Below are 26,563 nucleotides of genomic sequence, written 5' to 3'. Positions count from 1 at the left end.
GCGGCCATTTTATTTTGAGTGCTTGTAGAGATTCAGAGCTTTTTGAGATTGAGCGCTTAAGACTCTTTCTTATCCTGAGAGTTAGTTTCGTCTTTCGTCTCTTCAGCTTTTTGTGGCGTTTGGGCTTGAGGCTCAGGCTTTTCGACTGGTGCTTCTTCGTCATCATCGTCTGAGTTATCAACGATGCTGTGTTTTTCTTTCCAGTTTTCCCAGCGCTGATAAGCCAGTTCTTGCATGTCGGTGGTTTTGTCCACCTCATCGACAATCTCTTGCCCCAACAAGTGCTCGAAGATGTCTTCTAGAGTGATGATGCCTTGAATGGTGCCGTACTCGTCGACAATCATCGCGATTTGCAGGCGCGCCGCCATCATCTGTTCAAACGCTTTCGGCAACATGATGGTGTTAAACAACACCTGGATTGGGCGCATCACCGATCCTAGTTGCTTCTCGCCGCTGCCTTGCTGTTGAAGCTTAAATAGCTCCAAGCGGTGTACAAAGCCGAGAATGTTGTCTTTCTGCTGGCTGTACACCAATGGGCGTGAGAACGGCGTCTCTTTATGCTCAGTCAAAAATTCATTGATGGTCATCTCAGCCGGTACGCGGAACACCACTGGACGAGGCGTCATTACTTGCGTTACTGGGATGTCTTGAATATTCAAAATGTTATTCAAGATGTTCGATTCGCCTTCCGCAAACTCGCCGCTTTCTTTAGCTAGCATTGCCATTGCTGATAGCTCATCACGCATTTTCGGCGTTTCATGGCCGCGCGCTAGGCGTTTTGTAATTTGCTCTGAGAACCAAACAAATGGCGTCAGTGCCCACACCATCCAACGTAGGATAGTGGCTGAAACCGGAGCGAGTTGACGCCAGTAGGTCGCACCAATGGTTTTCGGTACGATTTCTGACAACACCAGAATAGCCAGCGTTAATACTGCTGAGAAGACGCCTAGCCATTGGCTACCGAACACTTTTGCCGCTTGCGCACCGGCACTCGCCGCACCGATAGTGTGGGCGATGGTGTTTAGGGTCAAAATAGACGCTAGGGGTCTATCTAGCTCTGCTTTGAGCTTGGTTAGCTTTTCTGCCGCAGGGTGACCCTTTTGTCTCAACTGAGCAAGATAGCTTGGGGTGATACTTAAAAGTACCGCCTCTAATACCGAACAGATAAAAGAGACACCAATAGCGACAGTAATATAAACCGTTAAAAGAAACATTCATTTCCTAGGTAAGTGCACACATCAACCTAACTTTGCTGCAAAAATGAGCCTGTGCATTGTTGGTGAGTGCTTAAAAACAGTAGCGACAGACCAATTTATCAGGCTTATCAGTTGAGTCGCAGTGCATTTATGGGACTTTATGCAATAAATTACAAGGTTTCAAACTTAATCTTTGGGTAACAAATTGTGAGTTATTGCTCATAAAACGGTTAAATCTACGTCATAAGCGATAAAGAAGCGCTACAAACCTTTGCCAGATGGGGGCTTTATGATTTAGAGTGGGCTTTAACTCGATAACATGAAGAAGGGAAACCTAATGAACAAGACCCAATTAATCGATTTTATCGCTGAAAAAGCTGACCTATCTAAAGCACAAGCTAAAGCAGCGCTAGAAGCGACGCTTTCAGGCGTATCTGAAGCGCTAACTGAAGGTGACCAAGTTCAACTAATTGGTTTTGGTACGTTCAAAGTAAACCACCGTGCAGCTCGCACTGGTCGTAATCCAAAGACTGGTGAAGAGATCCAAATCGCTGCTGCTAACGTTCCAGCATTCGTTGCTGGTAAAGCACTGAAAGACGCAGTGAAATAATTTTTACAGCACCGATGGCTTCATCGGTGCTGTTCTCTCCATCTTATTCTTCCCCAGGATCGATTGTTAAGCGTGTTTTGAATCAGCGCGATTACCTATCTGTCTCCTCACTTTAAGCTTCATTTAACTGAACGCGACGCACCATTTACTGTCTTAACTGTGTCACTCGGTGTAATTCGTTTATCGCGCGTTCAATAGAGGTGCCTCGCAACTATGAAAAGAATACTGTTGGTTTCGCTTCTCGCAGCTAGCTTGCTTGGCTGTTCGTCTTCTCCTTCTCCGAGTATCAATCAATTTTCAGACTATACCGGTGGCCAGACATTGGGTGATGCGACCAGTTTTTATTGGTATACCGAAAAACTCACTCGCCCTCATAGTGCTGCTGATTACGTCAACATGAATGACTACGGCTGGTATCAATCAAATTATCGCTGGAGCGGCGATACTCTGAGAGAGTTTGTACGTGAAGGGGTACAAAATGACTTGGAAACGGGATCCGTGACTTACCGCATCCACGTACGATTTAACAAAGAGGGTGAGGCGATTTATCAGCAGTACCGCCGTAATGGTAAAGTGCTACCAGTGAAAAAAGCTCAGCTTGAAAATTACCAACGTGAAGCTTCGCTGTTAGTTGAACGAGTAAAAGAGCAAGACAGTGACGGCTTAGAGCTTGTTCAAGGCCACTGGGATGGTGAGACACTAGAAACGTGCAGCGGTATAGAATTCAATAACATTAAGTTTGAGCAGAGCTTACCAAGTTTTGTGGTTTCTCGTTTGGCTGAAGTGGAAAGCTATGTGGCGTTCTTGGGCAGCACACGGTTGACTGGCGCAAGGGTAGAGCAGTTACTGATGTTGGCCGATGGCGCCAAAGACTGCATTCCAAGACCTGAACTGATTTAATACATTTCCCAGAACAAATTAAAAAAGGGTGCCGATTGGCACCCTTTGTCATTTTGAACTTGGCTCAATTACTTTTGCTCGCGAGCAATCGCACGATAGCCGATGTCGTTGCGGTGGAACATGCCGTCCCAGCTGATCTTCTTAGTCAGCTCATAAGCGCGCGCTTGAGCCTCAGATACCGTGTTGCCTAGTGCGGTTGCGCATAGTACGCGACCACCGTTAGTCACAACATTGCCGTCTTTGTCTGCTGTACCTGCGTGGAATACCTTCTCGCCTTCCACTTCTGTTGTTGGTAGGCCAGAGATAACATCACCTTTGTTGTAAGACGCTGGGTAGCCACCTGCAGCTAGAACGATACCGATAGAAGCACGTGGATCCCACTTAGACTCAACTTGGTCTAGCTTCTTGTCGATCGCAGCTTGGCAAAGCTCAACCATGTCAGATTGCATACGCATCATGATAGGTTGAGTTTCTGGGTCACCGAAACGGCAGTTATATTCGATAACCTTAGGCGTACCATCTTTGTCGATCATCAGACCCGCGTATAGGAAACCTGTATATGGGTTACCTTCTGAAGCCATGCCGCGAACGGTTGGGTAGATAACCTCTTCCATAATGCGGTTGTGGATTTCTTGCGTGACAACTGGAGCCGGAGAGTAAGCGCCCATGCCGCCAGTGTTAGGCCCTGTGTCCTTATCACCAACGCGTTTGTGGTCTTGGCTGGTTGCCATTGGCAATACGTTTTCACCATCAACCATCACGATGAAGCTTGCTTCTTCGCCGTCTAGGAATTCTTCGATAACCACGCGGCTACCAGCGTCGCCAAATGCGTTGCCAGCCAGCATGTCTTTGATTGCGTCTTCTGCTTCTTCTAGCGTCATCGCAACGATCACACCTTTACCAGCCGCAAGACCGTCAGCCTTAACTACGATCGGAGCACCTTGCTCGCGAACGTAAGCCAATGCAGGCTCAATTTCAGTGAAGTTAGCGTAAGCGCCAGTTGGGATAGTGTGACGAGCTAGGAAGTCTTTGGTGAACGCTTTAGAGCCTTCTAGCTGAGCGGCTGCTTGAGTCGGGCCAAAGATCGCTAGGCCGGCCTCTTGGAATGCATCCACAACACCAATTACAAGCGGTGCTTCAGGACCTACAATCGTTAGCTCGATGTTTTTCTCTTTTGCAAACGCTACCAGGCCTTGAATGTCTTCAACGTCAATAGCAACGTTTTCAAGCTTTGGCTCAAGCGCAGAACCTGCGTTACCTGGTGCGACGAAAACAGTTTCAACATTTGGATTCTGAGCCACTTTCCAACCCAGAGCGTGCTCACGACCACCAGCACCAATAATTAGAACGTTCATAATATATCCTTTGATTTTGCTCCTCCCCTTAATAAGGGGAGGCTGGGAGGGGTAAATAGCGATCTCGCAAACTGACCCCCTCTAACTCCCCCTTAGCAAGGGGGAGAACCAAAAACGAATTAGTGACGGAAGTGGCGCATGCCTGTAAAGATCATCGCCATGCCATGCTCGTCCGCTGCTGCGATAACTTCGTCATCACGCATAGAGCCACCTGGTTGGATAACGCACTTAATGCCAGCTTCTGCTGCAGCGTCAATGCCATCACGGAATGGGAAGAATGCATCGGATGCCATTACGCAGCCTTCAACCTGTAGACCTTCGTCAGCCGCTTTGATGCCAGCGATTTTTGCAGAGTACACGCGGCTCATTTGACCTGCGCCTACACCGATAGTCATGTCGCCTTTCGAGTAAACGATCGCGTTTGACTTAACGTACTTAGCCACTTTCCAGCAGAATAGTGCGTCTTTTAGCTCTTCTTCTGTTGGTTGACGCTTAGAAACCACTTTAAGGTCATCTAGCGATACCATGCCTTGGTCGCGGTCTTGAACCAGAAGACCACCGTTAACGCGCTTAACGTCAAAACCCGTCGTCTTAGTTGTCCACTCGCCACACTCTAGCAGGCGAACGTTTTTCTTCGCCGCAACCACTTCTACTGCTTCAGCAGAAACAGAAGGTGCGATGATGACTTCAACGAACTGACGCTCAACAATTGCTTTCGCTGTTTCTGCATCTAGCTCTTGGTTGAAGGCGATGATGCCACCAAACGCTGACGTTGGGTCAGTTTTGTAAGCGCGGTCATACGCCTCAAGGATGTCTTTACCTAGCGCAACGCCACATGGGTTGGCGTGCTTAACGATAACGCAAGCTGGCTCATCAAACTCTTTCACACACTCAAGTGCTGCGTCAGTGTCGGCGATGTTGTTGTAAGACAGAGCTTTACCTTGGATTTGGCGAGCGGTAGATACAGACGCTTCTTCTGGGTTTGCTTCTACGTAGAACGCAGCGTCTTGGTGGCTGTTCTCACCGTAGCGCATGTCTTGCTTTTTCACGAACTGTTGGTTAAACGTGCGCGGGAACTTAGATTCAGCATCACCCTCTTTGTTCTCACCGTAAGATGGAACCATAGTACCGAAGTAGTTAGCGATCATGCCGTCGTAAGAGGCTGTGTGCTCAAAAGCTGCGATAGCGAGGTCGAAACGTGTCTCTAGAGTAAGAGATTTGTCGTTTGCGTCCATTTCAGCAATAACGCGCTCGTAGTCGTGTGCGTTAACAACGATAGTTACGTCTTTGTGGTTTTTCGCTGCGGAGCGAACCATAGTTGGACCACCGATATCAATGTTTTCCACTGCGTCTTCTAGCGTACAGCCCTCTTTTGCTACGGTTGCAGCAAATGGGTATAGGTTTACCACAACCATATCGATTGGGTTGATGCCGTGAGTCGCCATCACGTCGTCGTCTTGACCGCGACGACCTAGCACACCACCGTGTACTTTCGGGTGTAGCGTCTTAACACGACCATCCATCATCTCTGGGAAGCCAGTGTAGTCAGATACTTCAGTTACTGCGATGCCTTGCTCAGCAAGAAGGCGAGCAGTACCACCAGTAGAAAGGATATCAACACCGCGTTGTGCTAGTGCTTGTGCGAACTCAACGATACCAGTTTTGTCAGATACGCTGATTAAAGCGCGGCGAATTGGACGAGCGTTACTCATGCTTCTGTTTCCTCAAAGTCACAGATTGTGTTGCTGTGTACAGGGCAAACGATTGGTTTGCTCTGCGGATTTAAAGATAGTTGCCAAACAGGACGGGTTCTTTCATGATTGAGGCGACCCAGTCGTCTGTTGGGCAAATACCCTTGGTATTTTTACCACCGGGGTGGCGATGGCGCGTATTCTAACCAATCTATTACAAAAAAGCTCGCGCAATCGTTTGGCATAGGCAAAAAAAGTGCAAAAAAGCCTACTAAAGAACACTTTTGTAACAAAGAGGTTAATTTAAACGGTTATGTTTCAAATAGGTGAGTTAGCAAAACGCTGCAAGGTGACGTCAGATACGTTGCGTTTTTATGAAAAGAACCAATTGATTGCTCCTGTTGGTCGCAGTGACTCGGGTTACCGTCTTTATAATGAAGAGAGTCAAAGGCAAGTTCGTTTTATTCTTAAGGCGAAAGAGGTTGGTCTGAGCTTAGATGAAATTAAAGAGCTGCTTGGAATTAAGCTTGAGGCCACCGAGCACAGCTGCTCTGAAGTAAAAGCCATTACCTCTAGCAAGCTTGAACTCATTGATGACAAAATCGCTGAACTTACCAGGATTCGTGCCGCGCTTAAGAAGATCAATGATGCCTGTTGTGGACATGACCATGACGCGAGCCACTGCTCAATACTCGCGGCTCTAGAAGTCGCAGATGAAAAATCGTGACGAAGAGAAGACAAGGGAGACATTGCCTCCCTTATTACTGAGTGCGGCTTACGATTGCACTTTAAATGCGCCCACACCGACACTTAAAGTGTTGCCATTTTCCATCAATTGCTCACTGGCTTCGGCCAGCTTTTTCGCCTCATTGGCCGACTGGCTGCCATGATCGGCAATTTGCGTCAGATTTTGACTGATTTCATCGGTCGCTAAGGTTTGCTGAGAACTCGCTGCGGCAATTAGCTCATTGAGAGAGGCAATGGCACTGATGCGTTGGTCGATTTGCTGCAGTGCTTGTCTTGCTTGTTCCGTGTGCTCGATAGTTGCCGTGGATTGCTGTTGCGTCAACGTCATTGACTGGCTGACCTCTGCCGCTTGGGTTTGCAGCTTTTGAATGATCTGCTCAATCTCATCGGTACTGCTCTGAGTTCGAGTCGCAAGCGTTCTTACTTCGTCCGCGACTACGGCAAATCCACGCCCTTGTTCACCTGCTCGAGCGGCTTCTATAGCAGCGTTGAGTGCCAATAGATTGGTTTGCTCGGCGACGCCGCGAATGACCTCAAGCACAGAGCCCACTTCCTGCGTTTCTGTTGCTAGCATCTGAATGTTTTGGTCCGTTTCAGTGAGCTGCATCGATAATGCCTGCATATGTGAGGTGGCACGCTCAATCACTTCACCGCCGTGTTGACCTTGAGAGCTCGCTTCCTGAGCGGCCTCAGCAGCCTGCTGGGCGGAATTCGCGACTTCTCTGTTACTGGCATGAAGCTCATTCATCGCAGAGGCAACAGTATCGACCGCTTGCTGCTGTTGCTCTGATTGAGCTGCGCCTTGCTGAGCAACGGTATTTAGCGCGATGGCCGCTTGAGTAATGTCCTCGGTGACAGGCTTGATATCACGAATGATGCTCTCGAGCTTGTGGGTGAATTGATTGAACGCTTTCGCAATATGGCTCAGCTCATCACTTCCGGTTTCGGGTAGGGTCTGCGACAAATCGCCATCGCCACTGGCAATATCGTCTAATGCCGCCAATGTATCACGGCATGGTTTGATGATGCTGCGGCCAATGATATAGGCAATTGCCAACATAACAGCCAGAGCGGCAATGACACTCATCAATACCTTTTGGATGGCTTGCCAAGTGAGCGCATTCACATCATCGACATAAACACCTGAGCCAATTACCCAGCCCCAGGGCTTAAATAGTTTGATGTATGAGACTTTCTCGACGGGAGACTCAGAGCCTGGCTTTGGCCACATGTAATGTACCAGACCTGACTGCTGCTGTTTAGCGAGGGTAACCATGTCGACAAACAGTTTCTTCCCGTTGGGATCGGCAATTTGGCTAAGATCTTGTCCATTGAGGGCTGGCTTCATTGGGTGCATGACCATGGTGGGAGTGAGATCGTTGATCCAAAAGTAATCATTGGCATCATAGCGAAGACTTTGAACGGCATTGGCTGCCCCTGTCTTAGCTTGTTCTAGACTTATCTCTCCTTTGATGTGTTGCTGGTGGTAGTGCTCCACTAAGGTATAAGCCGTTTGCACTAAGTGTTGGGTCTTGTTTTGTTTGTTGGTCATTAATGACTGCTGATAATCGAGCAGTGCCAAAATGAGTGGAATAAATAGAGCAACGGAAACGAGTCCAATGAGCAGAAACAGTCGATGTTGAATCGAAATGCGGCGCAGAAGCGGAGTAGTCATAGCAAGAATTCCTTTCTTGGAAAAAGAGTGCATCACCTTTAGTCATTCGGCATGCTGATTGTTGTTATAGCTATACCCTATGCCATGTTCTGCGCTGACTCTATGCCACTATCGTCTAATTATTAAGCGGGTCACAAAGCTGGGTTTGAGCCCAGCTTTGCATTTGTGGGCATGGTTGCTTATGTATAGAACCACTTATTACAACCCACTTCCTTTTGAAGTTGACTCAAATCGAAAGCTATAACTGATAGTCATTGCGCTCAGTGGCAAGTTCAGAAAAATATTCGACAAACTCAAACTGGACATGATGCTTGTCTTGAAAATAGGCACTTTGACGATAGGGGTGTTCGCCACCCATGTGATCAAGCGGGTAACCAGCGTCTTCAAGTCGTGAAATGGTCTTTTTTAGATCGTCGACCACAATGCCAATGTGTTTAACTCCAATCCAAGGCTGCTGCCATGTTCCGGCCTCTCCTTCGCCGCCATCTTGGATAGTGATGTAACTCTCTTCTGTTCCAACGTGATACCAGCGCATCGGTTTACCAAACCAATCATCGGTTCGACCTTCTCCTCGGATCGACCAGTCAGGTAGTGCAGCAAGTAGCAGTCCAACACTGTGCTCGGCATCTATTACGGTAATATTGGCGTGTTCTACGTAGCTTTTCATAACGTCTCCTTGTTTGTGTTTGAATAAAAACAATCGCTGACGTTAACGGTAAATCCTCAAGTTAAGTTGAGGTCAAGAGGGAATCTAAGATTAGTTGTTGAGGGGGATTTGAGCGAGATTCGGACAAAGAAAAGGGTCTGAAGCGTGTGCTCCAGACCCTTTAATCTCAAATAGTTCGCTAGAGGCGAATTAGTTCATGCCGTATTTCTTAAGCTTCTTACGAAGAGTACCGCGGTTGATACCCATCATTGTTGCTGCGCGAGTTTGGTTACCGCGAGTGTACTGCATGATGGTGTCTAGTAGCGGCTGTTCAACTTCCGCTAGAACTAGTTCATACAATTCAGTGACGTCTTGACCATTTAATTGAGCAAGGTAGTTCTTTAAAGACGCTTTTACAGAGTCACGTAGCGGCTTCTGTGTGATTTGGTCTGAAGATGTTACTGTAGTAACTGTCAATGGTTCTGAAGTCAAATTTTGTTCGAACATAATCGGTTTAGCTCTTCTCGTAATTATGATGCAACGTTGTCAAAATAACCTTGCAATGCGTCGAGCTGTTCATTTGCAGCCTCAATCGCGTTGAAGGTACGGCGGAACTCACTCGCCTGTTCATGTTCCTTTAGATACCAGCCAACATGCTTACGCGCGATGCGTGGACCTAAAAACTCACCATAAAACTGGTGAAGTGCTTGAACATGACCAAGCAAAATACCCTGCACATCCGAAGTCGGGCGCTCAGGCATCAGTGTGCCGTTTTCCAAGTAATGTTGGATTTCCTCGAAAATCCATGGCCGTCCTTGGGCCGGACGTCCAATCATCAAAGCGTCTGCACCAGTGTAATCCAGTACATATTTCGCTTTCTCTGGGCTATCGATATCACCGTTAGCGATAACCGGTATAGAGACAGCTTCTTTTACCGCTTTGATGCTGTCGTATTCTGCCTCGCCTTTGTACATGCAGGTACGAGTTCGACCATGAAGGGCGAGCGCCTGTATGCCGCAGTCTTCGGCTAGTTTTGCAATTTGGACACAGTTTTTATTGTCTGTATCCCAACCTGTACGGGTTTTTAATGTCACAGGGACATCGACAGCATCGACTACGGTGCGCAGAATATCTTCAATGATATCTGGGTACTTAAGCAGAGCAGAACCCGCCAGTTTTTTATTCACTTTTTTAGCAGGGCAGCCCATGTTGATGTCGATGATTTGTGCACCGTTTTCAACACTGAACTGTGCCGCTTCCGCCATAAGTGTTGGATCGGCACCTGCTATTTGCACTGAACGAATACCTGATTCGCCCTCGTGCACCATGCGCTGCTGTGACTTGGCTGTTTTCCACAGTTTCGGGTTTGAGGACATCATTTCACTGACGGCCATACCGGCACCGTAACGAAGGCACAACTCACGGAACGGTCTATCGGTAACACCCGCCATGGGTGCGACAATGAGGTTGTTCTTAAGTTGGTATTGTCCGATTTTCAAAACATCGCCACAGGTTTACACAAGCAAGGGCGCGCATTTTACGCATTTTTTCGGTGCGTGAAAAGACTAATATTTGAGCATTTACAATTTGTTTCTGCAAATTGTCGCATTTTCAGTCGCTTAGTACTAAAAGTATTCCTTTTAGAGCAAAAATAGCAGTGTTTTTGCCTCCTAAAACACTGCTATTTAAACGAGAGTGGTTATTTTTTGCCCGAGATGCGACACCACTCGTTCAGTTCAACGATAGGGTCAATGCTCATATCATCGCGGTAGTAGTTCGCCACGTCTTCTGCTTGGGTATCTAGCACGCCTGACATCGCGAGTTCACCACCTGGCTTAATGAGCCCTTTGATGATGCCAGACAGGTCGCGAAGCGGGCCTGCAAGAATGTTGGCAACGACAACATCGGCAATCAGGCCTTCTGGCTGATCTTGTGGCAGGAATAGCTCTAACTGGTCTGCTACGCCATTGCGCTGCGCGTTGTCTTTTGACGCAACCAGAGCTTGAGGATCAATGTCGATCCCGATGACTTTTGCAGCGCCAAGTTTGATCGCGGCAATCGCTAGGATCCCTGAGCCACAGCCAAAATCGATGACCGTTTTTCCCTCAAGGTTGAGCGACTCAAGCCACTCTAGACAAAGCGCTGTCGTTGGGTGAGTGCCGGTACCGAATGCTAGACCAGGGTCAAGCATCACATTGACGGCGTCGGGTTCTGGCACATCGCGCCAGCTTGGGCAGATCCACAAACGTTCACCAAACTTCATTGGGTGGAAGTTCTCCATCCACTCACGTTCCCAGTCCTTGTCTTCTAGCTGCTCGACTTTATGAGCGAAACCTTCCGGTAGCATATTGCTGCCTTTAATTGTCTCAACCACCCATTTGGTGTCTGCTTCGGCATCGTATAGTGCGACGATATCAGTATCGCCCCATAAACGGGTCTCACCAGGCAGCGGCTCAAATACAGGCGTATCGTGCGCATCTAGGAAAGTGACAGACAGTGCGCCCGTTTCTTCCATCAGCATGTCGCCGATTTGCTCTGCATTTTCATTGGTCGCGTTGAGTTTAATTTGAATCCAAGGCATAAGTTGGGTCCTAGCAAGGTGAATTTTGCGCAGAGTGTAGCAGATTCACTGACACTCAGCATAAAAAAACCCGCCGTGGCGGGTTTTTCTCAAGAGGGAAGTGATTAGCTCAGGCCAAGCTTCTTCTCTAGGTAATGAATGTTAGCACCGCCGTGTTGGAAGTTCTCATCATTCATGATCGCTTCTTGTAGAGGAATGTTGGTCTTGATGCCTTCAATGAACATCTCACCCAGTGCATTCTTCATTCGAGCAATCGCTACATCACGGTTCTCACCGAAAGTAATCAGCTTACCGACCATTGAATCGTAGTGCGGTGGTACTGTGTAGCCCGTGTAGATGTGCGATTCCCAACGAACGCCCATACCGCCCGGCGCGTGGAAGCGCGTGATGGTACCTGGACATGGTAGGAAGCGCTCAGGATCTTCCGCGTTGATACGACATTCAATCGCATGACCACGCAGTTTGATGTCATCCTGAGTGAACGACAGTGGTTGGCCTGCTGCAACGCGTAGCTGCTCTTTGATTAGGTCAACGCCAGTCACCATCTCTGTTACTGGGTGCTCTACCTGAATACGCGTGTTCATTTCGATGAAGTAGAACTCGCCGTTTTCGTATAGGAACTCAAACGTACCTGCGCCGCGGTAACCGATTTCGATACATGCACGAGTACAGCGTTCACCGATGTACTTACGCATCTCTTCAGTGATGCCTGGTGCAGGTGCTTCTTCGACAACCTTTTGGTGACGACGCTGCATTGAACAGTCACGTTCGCCAAGGTGGATTGCGCCGCCTTGACCGTCTGCGATGACCTGAACTTCAACATGACGAGGGTTTTCTAGGAATTTCTCCATGTAAACAATGTCATTGTTGAAGGCAGCTTTTGCTTCTGCACGTGTCATGGCAATGGATTCGACCAGCTCTGCTTCACTGCGAACTACACGCATACCACGACCACCGCCACCACCAGAGGCTTTGATGATAACTGGGTAGCCAATGCGCTTGGCATGCGCTTTGTTCTTCGCTTCATCGTTGTCTAGTGGGCCGTCAGAGCCAGGTACACATGGTACACCTGCCTTTTTCATTGCTGTGATAGCTGATACTTTGTCGCCCATCATGCGAATCGTGTCTGCTTTTGGACCGATGAAGATGAATCCAGAACGCTCAACTTGCTCAGCAAAATCTGCGTTCTCAGACAAGAAACCGTAACCCGGGTGGATCGCCACAGCACCTGTTACTTCAGCTGCTGAGATGATGCGTGGGATGTTTAGGTAGCTATCGATACCACGAGCTGGACCAATACAGATGGCTTCATCAGCAAGCAGTACGTGCTTAAGGTCGCGATCCGCTGTTGAGTGAACAGCGACCGTCTTAATACCTAGCTCTTTACAAGCGCGCAAAATACGAAGTGCAATCTCACCTCGGTTTGCGATAACGATTTTATCTAACATAGTCAAAGCCCCGCTTATTCGATGATAACTAGCGGTTGATCGAATTCTACAGCTTGACCATCTTCAGCTAGGATAGCGGTAACAACACCAGACTTGTCTGCTTCAATCTGGTTCATCATTTTCATTGCTTCAACGATACAGATAGTGTCGCCAGCGCTTACTGATTGGCCAACTTCAACAAATGGCTTTGAGTCAGGGCTTGGCGCACGGTAGAAGCTACCAACCATTGGAGAAAGAACTTGGTGACCCGCTGGTACTGCCGGTGCTGCTTCTTCAGCTGCAACTGGTGCCGCGGCTGGAGCTGCTACTGGAGCAGGCGCTGCTGCGTAGTGAACAGGTGCTGGTGCGGTAGCTGGGCTGTTTCGGCTGATGCGTACTGATTCTTCACCTTCAGAAATTTCTAGCTCAGCGATGCCAGATTCTTCAACCAGTTCAATTAGCTTCTTAATTTTACGAATATCCATGTTTCTTTCTCTTCGTCTTGTGAGTAAGACGGCTTTGCATTAAGCCGTAGAGTATTTGGTTAGTTTGCTTTTAGTGCCTTGATGGCCGCTGAAAGCGCAAATTCATAGCCTTGTGGACCTAATCCGCAAATCACCCCTTGCGCCACATCGGACAGATAAGAGTGATGACGAAAGGCCTCTCTGGCATGAACGTTTGATAAGTGCACTTCGATAAACGGGATTGAGACTCCCAGCAAAGCATCACGCAGTGCCACGCTAGTATGAGTAAACGCTGCTGGGTTGATGATGATAAAATCGGTATTCCCAAATGCCGCGTGGATGGCCTCAATCAGTTCATATTCACGGTTAGATTGAAGATGGGACAGCTCGATGTCGGCTTTTGCCGCTTGCTTTTCTAAGTTATCAACAATTTGTGAGAGTGTTTCACTGCCGTAATGTCCCGGCTCTCTGACACCTAAAAGGTTAAGATTTGGGCCATTTAAAACTAGAATTCGAGACTTTGCTGTCATATTGTCGCCATCTTCGGTTAACGTGAAATAAACGGGGTTTATCCCAAGTTTACATAAAAATAGGAGCGGCTGAGAAGCTCATTTAGCTCGTATTTTTAAAAATTGACCAAGATTATAGCTAATTCACAACATTTAGCAGCAATTTACTGGTCTAATCACCTGTAGTCTGGCAGAAAATTTGCAGCACAGAGCACATTTTGACAAGCTGCTGAAAAAACCTGAAACAAAAAAGCCGCCCAATCCAGGGCGGCTTGTTATCAAGTTGCAAAAGAGTCATTAAGCGAGTTCGGCTTTTTCGGCAATCAGCTTGTCGACCACGCTTGGGTCAGCCAGTGTTGACGTATCGCCTAGATTGCTCGTATCACCGGTTGCAATCTTACGTAGGATACGACGCATGATTTTGCCTGAACGAGTCTTCGGCAGCGCATCGGTCCAGTGCAGCACGTCTGGTGTGGCGATCGGGCCGATTTCTTTGCGAACCCAATCTTTCACTTCTTTATGTAGCTCCGCAGATGGGAACTCACCATCATTTAGCGTGATGTAGGCATAGATGGCCTGACCTTTAATATCGTGTGGGATACCGACGATAGCCGCTTCCGCTATTTTATCGAATGCTACTAATGCCGATTCAATCTCAGCGGTACCCATACGGTGACCAGACACATTCAGTACGTCATCGACACGGCCTGTGATCCAGTAGTAGCCATCTTCATCGCGGCGTGCGCCGTCACCGGTAAAGTACATGCCTTTGAAGGTAGAGAAGTAAGTCTGCTCAAAGCGCTCATGGTCACCATAAACGGTGCGCATTTGCCCTGGCCATGAATCAAGGATGACGAGGTTACCTTCTGTCGCACCATCGACAATGTTGCCCATATTATCGACCAGTGCAGGTTGTACACCGAAGAATGGGCGAGTTGCCGAACCTGGTTTGAGCTCTGTGGCTCCCGGAAGCGGAGTAATCAAGATACCGCCTGTCTCTGTCTGCCACCAGGTGTCAACGATAGGTGATTGCTCATTACCGATAGTTTTGTAATACCATTCCCAAGCTTCTGGGTTGATAGGTTCGCCAACTGAACCCATGATGCGTAGGCTGTCGCGAGAAGTGCCTTTAACCGCTTCATCGCCCTTCGCCATTAAAGCGCGAATTGCCGTCGGTGCAGTGTAAAGGGTATTCACTTGGTGTTTGTCGACCACTTCGCTCATACGGCTAGTATTTGGGTAATTTGGCACACCTTCAAACAAGATGGTCTTAGCACCATTGGCAAGTAGCCCGTATATGAGGTAAGTGTGGCCGGTGATCCAACCCACGTCCGCGGTACACCAGAAGGTTTCACCCGGCTGGTAATCGAACACGTACTTGAAGGTCATGGTCGCATAAACTAGGTAACCACCGGTGGTGTGCATCACCCCTTTAGGTTTACCTGTCGAGCCTGATGTATAAAGAATGAATAATGGATCTTCAGCGTTCATTTCTTCTGGAGGACATACTTCAGATGCATTTGCTGTCGCTTCATGCCACCACACATCACGATGCTCATGCCAAGCCACATCGCCACCAGTGCGCTTAAGCACCATGACTTTAGAGATGGTTTTCACTTCTGGGTTGGTTAGTGCTTCATCGACATTCTTTTTCAGCGGTACCGCACGGCCGCCGCGAACGCCTTCATCGGCAGTGATAACGACCTTAGCGTCTGAATCGATAATACGGCCAGACAGTGCTTCAGGAGAGAAACCGCCAAATACCACAGTATGCACTGCGCCAATACGGGTACACGCGAGCATCGCGACTGCCGCTTCTGGCACCATGGGCATGTAAAGACAAACCACATCACCTTTGTTTACGCCTTGAGCTTTAAGCGCATTGGAGAACTTACACACTTCTTTGTGCAGTTCGTTAAAGGTTAGAGTTTTGTCGTCAGCTGGATCATCGCCTTCCCAAATGATGGCAACGTCGTCGCCGCGCTCTGCGAGGTGGCGGTCAATACAGTTGGCAGAGACGTTTAGGGTGCCATCTTCAAACCAGCGAATGTCGACGTGGCCAGTGTCAAAAGAAGTTTGCTTGACCTTAGTGAATGGTTTAATCCAGTCAACGATTTTGCCGTGTTCGCCCCAGAACCCTTCTGGATCCGAGACAGACTGTTGATACATGGATAGATAAGTGTCGTTATCCGCGTGGGTGTTGGTTTTAATGTTTTCTTTTACCGGATAGACATGAACTTCACTCATTGCTTCTCTCCTTTGAATTGAGCTTAGCGGGCTAGGGCTGAACTAGGTCGTGTATTAACTCTCGGCTAGTTCGCTGCAATGAGCAATTAGACTTTAGGCGTATTGAATAAAAATCGAACTAAATTAATGGCTTAGATTGGTTATGTAATGAGATCTTGGTCGCAGTTCTCGCGATTTTAGTTCTGAGGTCGAAATGGCGGCAATGTGCCTCGGGTCAGTTTTAGGTACACCATGGCGGCCGCTTTAGCATCTTCCAATGCGTCGTGTTTGTGATAAGTGGGGATCTGTAAATGACGGCAGATGGCTTCTAGGCTCAAGTCAAAGTAGCCATTGGGTAGCAATTTCAGCAGTTGATCGTTATAGATCTGACTGACCTCAACCAGCGCGTTTGGCAATGGAAATCCTAAGTGCTTTTTGCAGGCGCGATCGAGGATCTTTTTGTCGTAACGGATGTGGTAGCCAACGAGAGGGCGATTGCCAATAAACTGTATCAGCGCCTTGATCGCTTGCTGCTCGCTGATGCCGTGCTTGAGGTCGTCATGGCGAATATGATGAATTTTGATTGAATCCTCATCGAGGGTCTTTGGCGCTGACAGACGTACTTCAAATGGGGCACTGGTAATGATGCGATTATCGATGATTTTTGTTGCTGCAATGGTGACAATGTCGGCCACATTGGGGTCGAGACTGGTGGTCTCACAATCGAGCGATACAAACTCATCGGGTTCGGGTTTGCTGAACAAGCCTTGGTAAGGCGTGCCTTTTGTCCGATAGCGCCAATAGGCTCTGGTGATAATATTCATGTTTCACCTCACTACTTTAGTGGCGAATTTGATAGTGATAACCCAACCACTGCTTGAACTTCTTCACCACATGTAAACCATGTCTAAGTAGATCTCGCTCGGGCCGCTCCAGAACATCCAACTGTATGGCGTTACTAATGTCATGGTGGGAGAGCTGCTGCTGAAGACGCAGTTTAAACAGGTGTTTGAGTGCCTCAGATAAGTTCTCTGCAGTCGCCTGCTCTAAGACTCGTTTTGCCACCAGCTGGTCGATGCGATCAAAGGTGTTGGTCGCATCAATGGCGTATTCCATGCTTAGTGCTCTGACGCCATGTACGATAGGGAAGATCCCCCCTTGTTTGAGATCCACGCCTTGCTTGGAGCTTTTCACGTTGCCAAATAAGGTCAGTGGCACCGCAAAGTTGAGGGCAGGGCGAGTGAACTCGGTTAGGATCAACTCTTGTCCTGCCATTTTTTGCTGCAAGTGCTGCTTGACCGGCGTGAGTAAAGCTTCGTTGCCCGCCACCGCTCTGGCATCGGCAAGAATGGCAATCTCCATGACGCTTTCGCTATTGGCACTAGCGACCAACTCATCAATGCGCTGTTGCCATGCGTCAGTCGTGCGTACCCAATGAGGGTTGCTGACCATGACTTTGCCAGGACAGAGTGGATAGCCAAGGCGCGCGAGCGTGTGGTTGAGCTCATCAAGCACTTTTTGTTGATTCGGCCATTCCAGACCTGGCTCAAAAATGAGGGCATTGTCTTGATCGGTTTTGAGAATTTGTTCTCCGCGCCCTTCAGAGCCCATGACGACTAAGCAGCAGTGATTGTGCATCGCGGGTGGCACCACAAGCTCAAAGGCACGCTCAATGATTTGCTCGTTAACGGCTGAAACCAACTCCATCATAAATCGGGTGCGAATACCGTTGGTCACAAGGCTATCGACCAATTGCTGCTGACGATTGGACGCCAACGCCAATTCATCAATACTATTTGCTCGGGCAATGCTGAGTGATAGCACGTGAGAGTGGGTGGAGAACGCACTAAGAATTTGCGTCATATCGAGCATGCCAACGGCTTGGCTGCCTTCACACACCATTAAGCGCTTCACCCGTTGGCGAGTCATGGTCACCATAGCGTTGAACAAAAACTCGTGTTTTTCCACCTGATGCACTGGATAGGTGGCAATGTTGCCAATGGCGGTGTCGCTGCTCAGTTTGTCGAGTACCACGGCGTGGAGCATGTTAGTGCGAGTGACGATGCCATAAGGCGTGGCATTCTTTGTGACGCGAGGGTCATCGCTGGTAAGTTCGATCAGCGCAGCATCCACGCCTTGGCTGAGTAAGGTTTCGGTCACCGTGGTGATCGGCATATCTGCTGGCAAAATCAAGGGCGGATGGTAGATGTCTTCATCGACTTTGGTGAGGATAAACTCGCCTAAATTTTGCTGCTTTTGTGCCTCTTCAATCAATTGTTGGCGTGTCGCCAGGCTAGTGTCGAAGTAGGCGGCGAACTGACCGTTGCTGTGATAAAGCGAGAGAAATACCTCTTTAGGAAGCAGGTAAACCAGCGTGTCTTCTAAGGCGAGGTAATCATGTTTGACGGTCTCACTGAGTATTGCTCTGACATCAAACATATCGTCATAAGTATAGTGAGCGTAGACTTCTTTTTGTTCGCTATCGCGTTCCTCGACGGAGCCTTTGATAATGATATACAGATGGTCGGCATTGCTACCTGCCTTTAGGATGGTGTCTTTGTCTCGATAATAGGCGACATCGAGTGCGGAACGAAGCTCGGTTTGTTGACTGTCACTGAGTCGATCGAAAGGTGGTGACGACATATTGAATTTATCAGGCATACCAGAGCGCTCCATTTTCTCCCATCATGGCTATAGTCTGGCAAATTCGTCGCCAAGCTCCAGACGACTTTAGTCGAACACAGTTAGCGGTGTTTTTCTGAAGGCCTTAACTGCGCAGGATAGGGGGAAATTTACGCTATAGATTAATTCCCTTTTTATGAGCAAGGTCTCGTTGCATAATAGCGCCACTTTTAATCCGCCTATCCTGTTGTAGCAAGGTTCATTGACATGTTAACGCCTTCCCCTTTTGCTTGGGTTTCCCAATATTTATCTGGTTTCTTTTTTGCCTACGGTGTGTATCTACCGTTTTGGGCGTTGTGGTTTGAAGACCAAGGGGTGTCAGCTGCCGATGTTGGCTTATTGATGGGATTGGGCTTTGCCACTCGATGTGTGGCCAATCTTCTTATCACGCCGCGAATCCATAAAGCAGAAAGTCTATTGCCGGCACTTCGCTGGGCGACGTTGGCGTGTACTTTGTTTGTTGCCGCTCACCTAGCTGCAGGACCAAGCTTCGCCATGCTGGCGCTAGTCACTGTGCTGTTTAATTTGAGCTTTGGTCCGGTGGTTCCGTTGTCGGATGCTGCAGCGAACCATTATGCGAACCGGAATATGCTTGATTATGGTCGCACACGTCTCTGGGGCTCGGTGGCATTTATCGCAGGCTCTTCTGTGGTGGGTTATCTTGCTTCTCAATTCGGTGCCAACATGATTGTTTACACCGCGTTGGCTGGCTTTGTTATCTCAATGCTACTAGTGATGCGTAATCCTGCGACCATGCCGGTATCGCAAAGCCATGATGATGAGGTAAGACCGAAGCTTAGCGCGCTACTGAAAGAGGCGTCAGTGATTCGCTTTTTGGTTTTGATTGCTCTTATTCAAGGTAGTCACGCCGCGTACTACAGTTTTAGCTCTATTTATTGGAAAGAAGCAGGTCACCCAGAGAGTCTGATTGGTTACCTGTGGAGCTTGGGCGTGGTATCGGAAGTGATGCTGTTCGCTTTTAGCAAGAAATGGTTTGCTGGCTGGTCGCTACGCACTTTGTTTGTGATTTCATCAGTGGGCGTGATTGTGCGTTGGGGTTTGACGGCTTCGACGACCGCTGTCGGTGCATTGGTGGTGATTCAGCTTTTGCATGGCGTGACGTTTGCCATCGCACATATTGCGGCGATCCAGTATATCCAGAAATCAGAAGCGAACAAAATGGTCGCGCTGCAGGCTCTGTATAATGCGATCCCATTAGGCGCGTTCATTGCTCTGATGATGGCTGTGAGTGGTTGGGGCTATGAGAATTGGGGCGCGAATGTGTTCTGGGGTATGGCGGCGATGGGTGTATTGGCGCTGTTTATCAAAGTCGAGCCAGGCAAAAATGGCGTGAAAGATATCCAGGAAAAATCTCAGCCTGAGCCACAGAATTGAGTTACGGAGTTTGAGAAAACTTGTGATAACCCTTTAAATAATAGTTAACGATTTTAAAGGGATATCACTTATGCAAGGATGGATCGTCGTCCCCGTGTCATTGGCCTATTTGGGCATCTTATTTCTTATTGCATGGTACGGGGATAGACAAAAAAAGTGGTTATCCAACTGGCGGCCTTGGGTTTATAGCCTATCCATTGCTGTTTACTGTACCTCTTGGACCTTTTACGGCACTGTCGGTCAGGCCAGCAGTAACCCCTGGGCCTTCTTGCCTATTTATATCGCGCCAATCATCGTTTTTACCTTAGGTTGGCGCGTCATTGCTCGCCTTATCCTTATCGCTAAGCGTGAGCACATCACCTCAATCGCAGACTTTATCGCGGCTCGCTATGGCAAATCTCAAGGCTTAGCGGTTGTGGTTACCTTAATTGCAGTTGCGGGAATCTTACCTTATATCGCACTGCAGTTGCGCGGCATCACCATGGGGCTTGAAGTCGTTGCCCCGGACTTAGCGTCTGAGCTGGGTTATCAAGATAAGCATATCTCTTGGTTTGTGGTTGGTGCGCTGGCGATCTTCACCATGCTGTTTGGTACTCGCCATATTGATAACACTGAGCATCACCGCGGCATGATGATGGCAGTGGCGTTTGAGTCTATCGTTAAGTTAGTGGCTTTTTTGGTGGTTGGGTTTTTCATTCTTTATCTCGCTTGGGAGCGCCCCGACATCAAGCTGACCGAGCTTGCCTCGAGTACCTATCAATCTCCCAATATTCCCACCTTATTGATCCACACGGGTTTGACCATGATGGCGATCGTCTGTTTGCCGCGCCAGTTTCACACCATGGTGGTCGAGAATGAGCGCGCGCAGGACTTGCATACTGCTCGTTGGTTATTCCCAGCTTATTTAGTATTGATGGGGCTATTCGTACTGCCGATTGCTTGGGTAGGGCAAGGGCTATTAATGGGCACCTCACCTGATACGTTCGTGATCAGTATTCCCAAATTTGCCGAAGCAAACAATATTGCTTTGCTAGCCTTTTTGGGGGGCACCTCGGCGGCGAGTGGCATGGTGATAGTATCAACCATTGCACTGGCTATTATGGTGTCTAATGATCTGGTGATGCCATTGCTACTGCGCCGCATCAAGCTGGCGCACCGTTCTCATCGACATCTCTCTGGGCTACTACTGATCATTCGCCGTGCCCTCATTTGTGTGTTGTTATTTGGCGCTTGGCTGTTTTATCAGGCGCTCGATACCATTCACTCGTTATCTGCGATTGGCTTTCTCTCCTTTTCTGCCATCACCCAGTTCGCGCCAGCGTTGATTGGTGGCATGTATTGGCGTTTAGGTAATCGTAAGGGTGTTTATGTTGGTCTGTTTGTCGGTTTCGCCATTTGGTTAATTACCTTGATGAGTGAAACCGGTCTTCTAGCGGGGGATGCGAGTACCAATTTACTACTGCGTATTATCACCCCGCCTGAAATGCTGATCTCCTGGGGCATCGCTAGCTCCGACTGGGGAATGCTGATCTCTGTGGTATTGAACGCGATTTGTTTTGTGGTGATTTCGCTGGCGACGCGCTCTAGTCTGACCGAGCGTCTGCAGTCGGCCTCATTTGTGGGTACGCCGCTACCTGAAAGTGAAAACCTCAGCCTGTATCAAAGCCGCGTGACCGTGGCTGAGCTCGAAATGCTTGCCTCACGTTTTGTAGGGCGCACGCGGGTGCGCAGTGCATTTCGCCATTACTGGAAGCAGCAAGACAATCAGCCACTGCCGAACCAGCAAGCATCCGCCGAGCTTATTAGACATACCGAGCGTGTCCTCGCCGGGGTATTTGGTGCATCGTCTGCAAAGTTGGTACTGACTTCGGCGCTGCAAGGACGCAATATGCAGTTGGAAGAAGTAGCGACGATTGTCGATGAGGCCTCGGAGCTTTACCACTTTAGCCGTGGCCTGCTTCAGGGGGCGATTGAGCATATTGGTCAAGGCATTGCCGTAGTGGATAAACAACTAAGGTTAGTCGCTTGGAACCGTCGATATTTGGAGTTGTTTAGCTTTCCTTCTGGACTTATCCAAGTCGGGCGACCCATTGCGGATGTGATTCGTCACAACGCTGAACAAGGCCTATGTGGTCCGGGCGATCCCAATGAACATGTACGAAAGCGTATCTTTTACCTTGAGCAAGGATCCCCGCATACCTCATCGCGCGTTCGGTCGGATGGCAGCGTGATTGAAGTGCAAGGCAACCCAATGCCAGGTGGCGGTTTTGTGATGAGTTTTACTGACATTACCGTGTTTAGAGAGGCGGAAATGGCGTTGCGTGATGCCAACGAGCGGTTGGAAGAACGTGTCGTAGAGCGAACACACGAGCTTGAGCAACTCAACCAACGTTTGGTATTGGCAACACGTCGCTCAGAATCGGAATCGCAATCGAAAATGCGCTTTTTGGCCGCAGTGAGCCACGATTTGATGCAGCCACTTAATGCTGCGCGTCTGTTTGCTTCCTCGTTGTCAGAGGTCAGTAAAGATGAGGAAGGGCGAAAGCTATCAGGGCATATCGAAAGTGCCCTTGGCGCTGCGGAAGAGCTGATTGGTGACCTATTAGATATTTCACGTTTGGAGTCAGGTAAGCTGCAAACCAATGTTCGCGGTTTTCATCTATCTGAAGTATTTGAGACATTACAAGCTGAGTTTAGTGCTATCTCGAAAGGCAAGCAGATAGATTTCTCCGTGGTTTCTAGCTCGCTTATCGTTAAATCCGATCCTAAGTTGCTGCGCCGTGTATTGCAGAACTTTTTGACCAATGCGTTTCGCTACAACCCTGAGGGCAAGGTTTTGCTTGGTGCGCGGCGTGTTAATGGTCGAGTACGAATCGATGTATGGGATGACGGTATTGGTATCCCAGAAGACAAGCAGAAAGAGATCTTTAACGAGTTTACACGTGTTGACCAAGCGAGAGCTGATAGGGGCTTGGGGCTTGGGCTCGCGATTTCTCGAGGTATTGCCCGTGTGCTCAATCATCAAATCTCAATGCGCTCTTGGCCAGATCGCGGCAGTGTCTTTTCGATTACGCTCGACTTGGCTAGGGAAGTCGCAGCAGAGCCGGTGAAAGTAGCCGCAACCAGTGACGCCGGACTGAAGCATCTGAAAGTGCTTTGCGTCGATAATGAGCCTGATATCTTGGTGGGCATGGAAACCTTACTCGCTCGTTGGGGCTGTGATGTGCGTACTGCGCTTGATTTGGTTGGCAGTCTTAAACACTTAGACCAAGGGTGGGAGCCAGACGTTATTCTCTCGGATTACCGACTTGATAATGGTCGTACCGGGCTTGAAGTGCTTCAGCAATTTAGATTGCGGGTAGGTGACTCGTTTAAAGGGGTGATCATCAGTGCTGATCGCACCGAGTCGATGCTTGAAGGTATTAAGTCCAATGGTTTTGCCTTTATTGCTAAGCCAGTTAAGCCGCTTAAGCTGCGTGCTATTCTCAATCAATCATAGCCTCTCTATGTTTCAGAGGTGTGCCGTCATTGTTGTTAGGGTTATTTCTCTGGCTTATGAGGGGGGCGCCTCTGATGTCTTTACGTAATATCACCGTATCTTTACCTTACTTGACAGACGCTTTACGAATTTCCAACTATTCTTATTCATAAGGAAAGAGAGTTTCATATCGTTACATTTATATTGAGACTTGAATCAATTAATTTGGCGTGTTTAGGTGCCTGTTAACCAAGGAAACTTAAGGTTCTAGTACTTAAGTCGACATTTTTTTTGAAATTTATGTGACCTATGTCGGGTCGTATTGAGTAACAGTGAAGTAGCAGAAGCAATCAAATGCAATCTTTGATAGGAATGAAAATCGTTATGACTATTGGTTTTATTGCTATTGCTTTTAATGTTTTTTAGGTAGGTCTTCGTAGTAACGAAGGAGTTGGTTGAGCGTTAGGTTGTGGTGCGTTCACCTGATTGTTGAGCACTTTAGGGTGCTATTTATGAGGTGTCATTATGAAAAAACTATTATCTCTTGCAGCAGTATTCGCGATGGTTCCAGCAGTATCGTACGCGCAGTATGATAACATTTACGGTAACGGCGGTGTACATACAGGCGTATACGCGACAGAAGCAGAGGCCATTGCAGAAGGCAATCAAATTATGGAGACGTTATCCAGTACTCCATCTCATGAGCTAGTGCATATATTGCGTACACCGCACAAGAGTTTGAAACATAACAGCGTAGAAATTTACGATGCAGATGTGAAAGTCAAAACGGTTGCAGCGGCTGACGGCGCATCAATGTATCAAGGTTTCGTTGATGTTGAGTACCGTTTCTCACGTTACGACTAATTTTAATTTTCGCTAGCACGAAATAAAGCCGCTGCAATTGCAGCGGCTTTTTCTATTGTCGTATTGGTAATATTAGTGGTCTTGTGCCGCGCCAGCGCCTTTCGGGTAGCGGATAGACTCAACCATTTCTTGTACGTCTTGTGGTACTTCAGCCGTAAACTTGTTGACCACAATAGACACTGTGAAGTTTAGACACATACCTAGAGTACCAATGCCCTCTGGACTGATACCAAATAGCCAGTTGTCTGGTGTGTTTGCTGCAGGGTTTACAAACTTGAAGTAAATGATGTAAGCCGCTGTGAACAAAATACCTGAAAGCATACCGGCGATGGCGCCTTCTTTGTTCATCTTCTTATAGAAGATGCCCAGGATAATCGCAGGGAAGAAGGATGCAGCAGCCAGACCGAAGGCAAAGGCAACAACCTGAGCCACGAAGCCTGGTGGGTTAATACCAAGGTAACCCGCACCGATAACCGCCGCTGCCGCGCCTATCCGAGCATACATGAGCTCCTGTTTATCGGTCATATCGGGTTTAAAGCCTTTCTTGAGCAGGTCATGGGAGACCGCCGTCGAGATAACCAATAATAAACCCGCTGCCGTTGATAGTGCCGCTGCCAAACCACCCGCTGCAAGTAGTGCTACTACCCAGTTTGGAAGTTGAGCCAGCTCAGGTGAAGCCAGTACGATGATATCGCGGTTGATCTTCATTTCGTTACGCTCATCACCTGAGTAGAACATACGACCATCACCGTTCTTATCTTCCCAGCTAACAAGACCTGTGCTTTCCCAGTTCTTATACCAGCTTGGTGCTTCTGTCGCTTGAACGCCTTTCATGTCTGGACCATTAATGGTGTCAATCATGTTAACGCGAGCAAACGCTGCTACCGCAGGAGCAGTTGTGTAAAGTAGAGAGATAAAGACCAATGCCCAACCTGCTGAGATACGCGCATCTTTTACGCGAGGAACGGTGAAGAAGCGAATGATTACGTGTGGAAGACCTGCTGTACCTACCATAAGTGCTGCACAGATAAAGAACACGTCAACCATACTCTTCGACCCATCGGTATAGGCGGTGAAACCTAATTCCTCAGTGAGTCCATCAAGTTTATCAAGCAGGTAAGTTTCAGAACCGGTGACGGTAGAACCAAAGCCCACTTGTGGGAAGACTGAGCCTGTCATCATCAGAGATGTGAATACTGCAGGTACTAGGAAAGCGAAGATAAGAACACAATATTGCGCTACCTGAGTATAGGTGATCCCTTTCATACCACCCATAACCGCGTAGAAGAATACAATGGCCATACCGATGACGATACCAAGGTTAATATCGACTTCTAGGAAGCGAGAGAATACCACGCCTACACCACGCATCTGACCGGCCACATAAGTGAACGAGACAAAAATGGCACAGAATACCGCAACCATACGTGCTGTCTTAGAGTAGTAACGATCGCCAATGAAATCTGGCACGGTGAACTTACCGAACTTACGTAAATAAGGGGCTAAGCAAAGTGCAAGGAGTACGTAACCGCCAGTCCAACCCATTAGGTATACCGCACCATCGTAACCGATGAATGAGATGATACCTGCCATCGAAATAAACGACGCTGCCGACATCCAGTCTGCTGCGGTCGCCATACCATTTGCTACCGGGTGTACGCCGCCGCCTGCGACATAGAACTCACTAGTGGAGCCTGCGCGTGCCCAAATTGCGATACCGATATACAACGCAAAGGTGATACCGACCAGAATAAACGTCCAAGTTTGAATATCCATTATTTGCGCCTCTTAGTCTTCTTGTACATTGTACTTTTTGTCGAGCGCGTTCATGCGAGCGACGTAGACGAAAATCAGCGCAACAAAGGTGTATATCGATCCTTGCTGTGCGAACCAGAAGCCCAATTTGAACCCTCCAAACTGGATGGCATTAAGCGCGTCAACAAATAGAATTCCCGCGCCGTATGAGACAATAAACCACACTGCGAGTAGGGAACCCATGATTCCTAGATTTTCCTTCCAATAGGCTTGAGCTTGTTCTGATGATTCGAACGCCATGGCCTTCTCCTTTGTCATGTTTGCGTTAACGTATTGTTACGTTTAATAAGGTAGCAGGCTGC

At 48.3% G+C, this 26,563-nt stretch carries 23 protein-coding genes; 6 read left to right on the top strand and 17 right to left on the bottom strand.

Translation table 11 applies throughout. From position 1 onward, the window contains the following. Nucleotides 1–56 precede the first annotated feature (56 nt). Nucleotides 57–1,214, bottom strand: coding sequence for a hemolysin family protein (locus PG915_RS15985; RefSeq protein ID WP_353497343.1), 1,158 nt, complete (start codon nt 1,212–1,214; stop codon nt 57–59). Nucleotides 1,215–1,533: 319 nt separating this feature from the next. Here PG915_RS15985 and hupA point away from each other — a divergent pair, with 319 nt between their 5' ends. Further along, a complete protein-coding gene (gene hupA, locus PG915_RS15980; RefSeq protein WP_006073404.1) occupies nt 1,534–1,806 on the top strand; it encodes a nucleoid-associated protein HU-alpha in 273 nt (90 codons plus the stop codon). Nucleotides 1,807–2,019: 213 nt separating this feature from the next. Then, nucleotides 2,020–2,706, top strand: a complete 687-nt coding sequence (locus PG915_RS15975; protein ID WP_353497342.1) for a DUF1481 domain-containing protein — start codon at nt 2,020–2,022, stop codon at nt 2,704–2,706. Nucleotides 2,707–2,774: 68 nt separating this feature from the next. Here PG915_RS15975 and purD read toward each other — a convergent pair whose 3' ends face one another. The 3 genes from purD to PG915_RS25095 all read right to left on the bottom strand — a co-directional run bounded on the left by purD (nt 2,775) and on the right by PG915_RS25095 (nt 6,055). Further along, the gene (purD, locus tag PG915_RS15970) at nt 2,775–4,061 is read right to left on the bottom strand and encodes a phosphoribosylamine--glycine ligase (protein ID WP_353497341.1); all 1,287 of its coding nucleotides are present in this window, start codon (nt 4,059–4,061) and stop codon (nt 2,775–2,777) included. 119 nt (nt 4,062–4,180) lie between these two features. Next, nucleotides 4,181–5,773, bottom strand: coding sequence for a bifunctional phosphoribosylaminoimidazolecarboxamide formyltransferase/IMP cyclohydrolase (purH, locus tag PG915_RS15965; protein ID WP_353497340.1), 1,593 nt, complete (start codon nt 5,771–5,773; stop codon nt 4,181–4,183). 102 nt (nt 5,774–5,875) lie between these two features. Further along, complete coding sequence (locus tag PG915_RS25095) at nt 5,876–6,055, bottom strand: hypothetical protein (protein ID WP_418642301.1); 180 nt, start codon at nt 6,053–6,055, stop codon at nt 5,876–5,878. 10 nt (nt 6,056–6,065) lie between these two features. Between PG915_RS25095 and zntR the strand changes: the two genes are divergently transcribed. Then, nucleotides 6,066–6,479: a Zn(2+)-responsive transcriptional regulator gene (zntR, locus tag PG915_RS15960; RefSeq protein ID WP_353497339.1), complete on the top strand. Its 414-nt coding sequence runs from the start codon at nt 6,066–6,068 to the stop codon at nt 6,477–6,479. A gap of 48 nt (nt 6,480–6,527) precedes the next feature. Here the strand turns inward: zntR and PG915_RS15955 are convergent, their stop codons facing one another. The 11 genes from PG915_RS15955 to PG915_RS15905 form a co-directional block, all read right to left on the bottom strand. Continuing rightward, entirely contained in the window at nt 6,528–8,174 is a 1,647-nt protein-coding gene (locus PG915_RS15955) for a methyl-accepting chemotaxis protein (protein WP_353497338.1), read from the bottom strand. Nucleotides 8,175–8,412: 238 nt separating this feature from the next. Next, nucleotides 8,413–8,841 (bottom strand): VOC family protein, encoded by a 429-nt coding sequence (locus PG915_RS15950; RefSeq protein WP_353497337.1) that lies wholly within the window; start codon nt 8,839–8,841, stop codon nt 8,413–8,415. Between the two features lie 189 nt (nt 8,842–9,030). After that, entirely contained in the window at nt 9,031–9,327 is a 297-nt protein-coding gene (gene fis, locus PG915_RS15945) for a DNA-binding transcriptional regulator Fis (protein ID WP_042478607.1), read from the bottom strand. Nucleotides 9,328–9,350: 23 nt separating this feature from the next. Beyond that, nucleotides 9,351–10,319, bottom strand: a complete 969-nt coding sequence (dusB, locus tag PG915_RS15940; RefSeq protein WP_112462363.1) for a tRNA dihydrouridine synthase DusB — start codon at nt 10,317–10,319, stop codon at nt 9,351–9,353. Between the two features lie 200 nt (nt 10,320–10,519). After that, nucleotides 10,520–11,401: a 50S ribosomal protein L11 methyltransferase gene (gene prmA / locus PG915_RS15935; RefSeq protein ID WP_353497336.1), complete on the bottom strand. Its 882-nt coding sequence runs from the start codon at nt 11,399–11,401 to the stop codon at nt 10,520–10,522. 104 nt (nt 11,402–11,505) lie between these two features. After that, nucleotides 11,506–12,849, bottom strand: a complete 1,344-nt coding sequence (accC, locus tag PG915_RS15930; protein WP_353497335.1) for an acetyl-CoA carboxylase biotin carboxylase subunit — start codon at nt 12,847–12,849, stop codon at nt 11,506–11,508. A 14-nt stretch (nt 12,850–12,863) separates the two neighbouring features. Beyond that, complete coding sequence (accB, locus tag PG915_RS15925; protein ID WP_353497334.1) at nt 12,864–13,313, bottom strand: acetyl-CoA carboxylase biotin carboxyl carrier protein; 450 nt, start codon at nt 13,311–13,313, stop codon at nt 12,864–12,866. Nucleotides 13,314–13,372: 59 nt separating this feature from the next. After that, nucleotides 13,373–13,822 (bottom strand): type II 3-dehydroquinate dehydratase, encoded by a 450-nt coding sequence (gene aroQ, locus PG915_RS15920; RefSeq protein ID WP_353497333.1) that lies wholly within the window; start codon nt 13,820–13,822, stop codon nt 13,373–13,375. Between the two features lie 276 nt (nt 13,823–14,098). Then, nucleotides 14,099–16,048, bottom strand: a complete 1,950-nt coding sequence (gene acs, locus PG915_RS15915) for an acetate--CoA ligase (protein WP_353497332.1) — start codon at nt 16,046–16,048, stop codon at nt 14,099–14,101. Nucleotides 16,049–16,224: 176 nt separating this feature from the next. Next, nucleotides 16,225–16,851: a 3'-5' exonuclease gene (locus PG915_RS15910; protein ID WP_353497331.1), complete on the bottom strand. Its 627-nt coding sequence runs from the start codon at nt 16,849–16,851 to the stop codon at nt 16,225–16,227. 16 nt (nt 16,852–16,867) lie between these two features. Further along, nucleotides 16,868–18,688, bottom strand: a complete 1,821-nt coding sequence (locus PG915_RS15905; RefSeq protein ID WP_353497330.1) for a DUF294 nucleotidyltransferase-like domain-containing protein — start codon at nt 18,686–18,688, stop codon at nt 16,868–16,870. Between the two features lie 228 nt (nt 18,689–18,916). On the opposite strand from PG915_RS15905, the gene PG915_RS15900 reads away from it, so the two are divergent. The 3 genes from PG915_RS15900 (at nt 18,917) to PG915_RS15890 (ending at nt 24,446) form a co-directional block, all read left to right on the top strand. Next, nucleotides 18,917–20,104: a 3-phenylpropionate MFS transporter gene (locus PG915_RS15900; protein ID WP_353497329.1), complete on the top strand. Its 1,188-nt coding sequence runs from the start codon at nt 18,917–18,919 to the stop codon at nt 20,102–20,104. A gap of 70 nt (nt 20,105–20,174) precedes the next feature. Further along, entirely contained in the window at nt 20,175–23,603 is a 3,429-nt protein-coding gene (locus tag PG915_RS15895; RefSeq protein WP_353497328.1) for a PAS domain-containing hybrid sensor histidine kinase/response regulator, read from the top strand. Between the two features lie 504 nt (nt 23,604–24,107). Beyond that, the gene (locus tag PG915_RS15890; protein WP_353497327.1) at nt 24,108–24,446 is read left to right on the top strand and encodes a DUF3316 domain-containing protein; all 339 of its coding nucleotides are present in this window, start codon (nt 24,108–24,110) and stop codon (nt 24,444–24,446) included. Between the two features lie 72 nt (nt 24,447–24,518). Here the strand turns inward: PG915_RS15890 and PG915_RS15885 are convergent, their stop codons facing one another. Beyond that, nucleotides 24,519–26,222 carry a sodium:solute symporter family protein gene (locus PG915_RS15885; protein WP_353497326.1) on the bottom strand — a complete coding sequence of 568 codons (1,704 nt, stop codon included), beginning with the start codon at nt 26,220–26,222 and terminating at the stop codon, nt 24,519–24,521. A 12-nt stretch (nt 26,223–26,234) separates the two neighbouring features. Beyond that, nucleotides 26,235–26,501, bottom strand: coding sequence for a DUF4212 domain-containing protein (locus PG915_RS15880; protein WP_006075415.1), 267 nt, complete (start codon nt 26,499–26,501; stop codon nt 26,235–26,237). Nucleotides 26,502–26,563: the final 62 nt, after the last annotated feature.

Origin of the sequence: Vibrio sp. CB1-14, from assembly GCF_040412085.2 — a bacterium.
Classification (GTDB): Bacteria; Pseudomonadota; Gammaproteobacteria; order Enterobacterales; family Vibrionaceae; genus Vibrio; species Vibrio chaetopteri.
This window is presented reverse-complemented; position numbering and strand designations above follow the sequence as displayed.

Bases quoted from the DNA above. Each gene is read 5' to 3' on its own strand.
- PG915_RS15985 (WP_353497343.1), bottom strand. From the start codon at position 1,214: ATGTTTCTTTTAACGGTTTATATTACTGTCGCTATTGGTGTCTCTTTT.
- hupA (WP_006073404.1), top strand. From the start codon at position 1,534: ATGAACAAGACCCAATTAATCGATTTTATCGCTGAAAAAGCTGACCTA.
- PG915_RS15975 (WP_353497342.1), top strand. From the start codon at position 2,020: ATGAAAAGAATACTGTTGGTTTCGCTTCTCGCAGCTAGCTTGCTTGGC.
- purD (WP_353497341.1), bottom strand. From the start codon at position 4,061: ATGAACGTTCTAATTATTGGTGCTGGTGGTCGTGAGCACGCTCTGGGT.
- purH (WP_353497340.1), bottom strand. From the start codon at position 5,773: ATGAGTAACGCTCGTCCAATTCGCCGCGCTTTAATCAGCGTATCTGAC.
- zntR (WP_353497339.1), top strand. From the start codon at position 6,066: ATGTTTCAAATAGGTGAGTTAGCAAAACGCTGCAAGGTGACGTCAGAT.
- PG915_RS15955 (WP_353497338.1), bottom strand. From the start codon at position 8,174: ATGACTACTCCGCTTCTGCGCCGCATTTCGATTCAACATCGACTGTTT.
- PG915_RS15950 (WP_353497337.1), bottom strand. From the start codon at position 8,841: ATGAAAAGCTACGTAGAACACGCCAATATTACCGTAATAGATGCCGAG.
- fis (WP_042478607.1), bottom strand. From the start codon at position 9,327: ATGTTCGAACAAAATTTGACTTCAGAACCATTGACAGTTACTACAGTA.
- prmA (WP_353497336.1), bottom strand. From the start codon at position 11,401: ATGCCTTGGATTCAAATTAAACTCAACGCGACCAATGAAAATGCAGAG.
- accC (WP_353497335.1), bottom strand. From the start codon at position 12,849: ATGTTAGATAAAATCGTTATCGCAAACCGAGGTGAGATTGCACTTCGT.
- accB (WP_353497334.1), bottom strand. From the start codon at position 13,313: ATGGATATTCGTAAAATTAAGAAGCTAATTGAACTGGTTGAAGAATCT.
- aroQ (WP_353497333.1), bottom strand. From the start codon at position 13,822: ATGACAGCAAAGTCTCGAATTCTAGTTTTAAATGGCCCAAATCTTAAC.
- acs (WP_353497332.1), bottom strand. From the start codon at position 16,048: ATGAGTGAAGTTCATGTCTATCCGGTAAAAGAAAACATTAAAACCAAC.
- PG915_RS15910 (WP_353497331.1), bottom strand. From the start codon at position 16,851: ATGAATATTATCACCAGAGCCTATTGGCGCTATCGGACAAAAGGCACG.
- PG915_RS15905 (WP_353497330.1), bottom strand. From the start codon at position 18,688: ATGCCTGATAAATTCAATATGTCGTCACCACCTTTCGATCGACTCAGT.
- PG915_RS15900 (WP_353497329.1), top strand. From the start codon at position 18,917: ATGTTAACGCCTTCCCCTTTTGCTTGGGTTTCCCAATATTTATCTGGT.
- PG915_RS15895 (WP_353497328.1), top strand. From the start codon at position 20,175: ATGCAAGGATGGATCGTCGTCCCCGTGTCATTGGCCTATTTGGGCATC.
- PG915_RS15890 (WP_353497327.1), top strand. From the start codon at position 24,108: ATGAAAAAACTATTATCTCTTGCAGCAGTATTCGCGATGGTTCCAGCA.
- PG915_RS15885 (WP_353497326.1), bottom strand. From the start codon at position 26,222: ATGGATATTCAAACTTGGACGTTTATTCTGGTCGGTATCACCTTTGCG.
- PG915_RS15880 (WP_006075415.1), bottom strand. From the start codon at position 26,501: ATGGCGTTCGAATCATCAGAACAAGCTCAAGCCTATTGGAAGGAAAAT.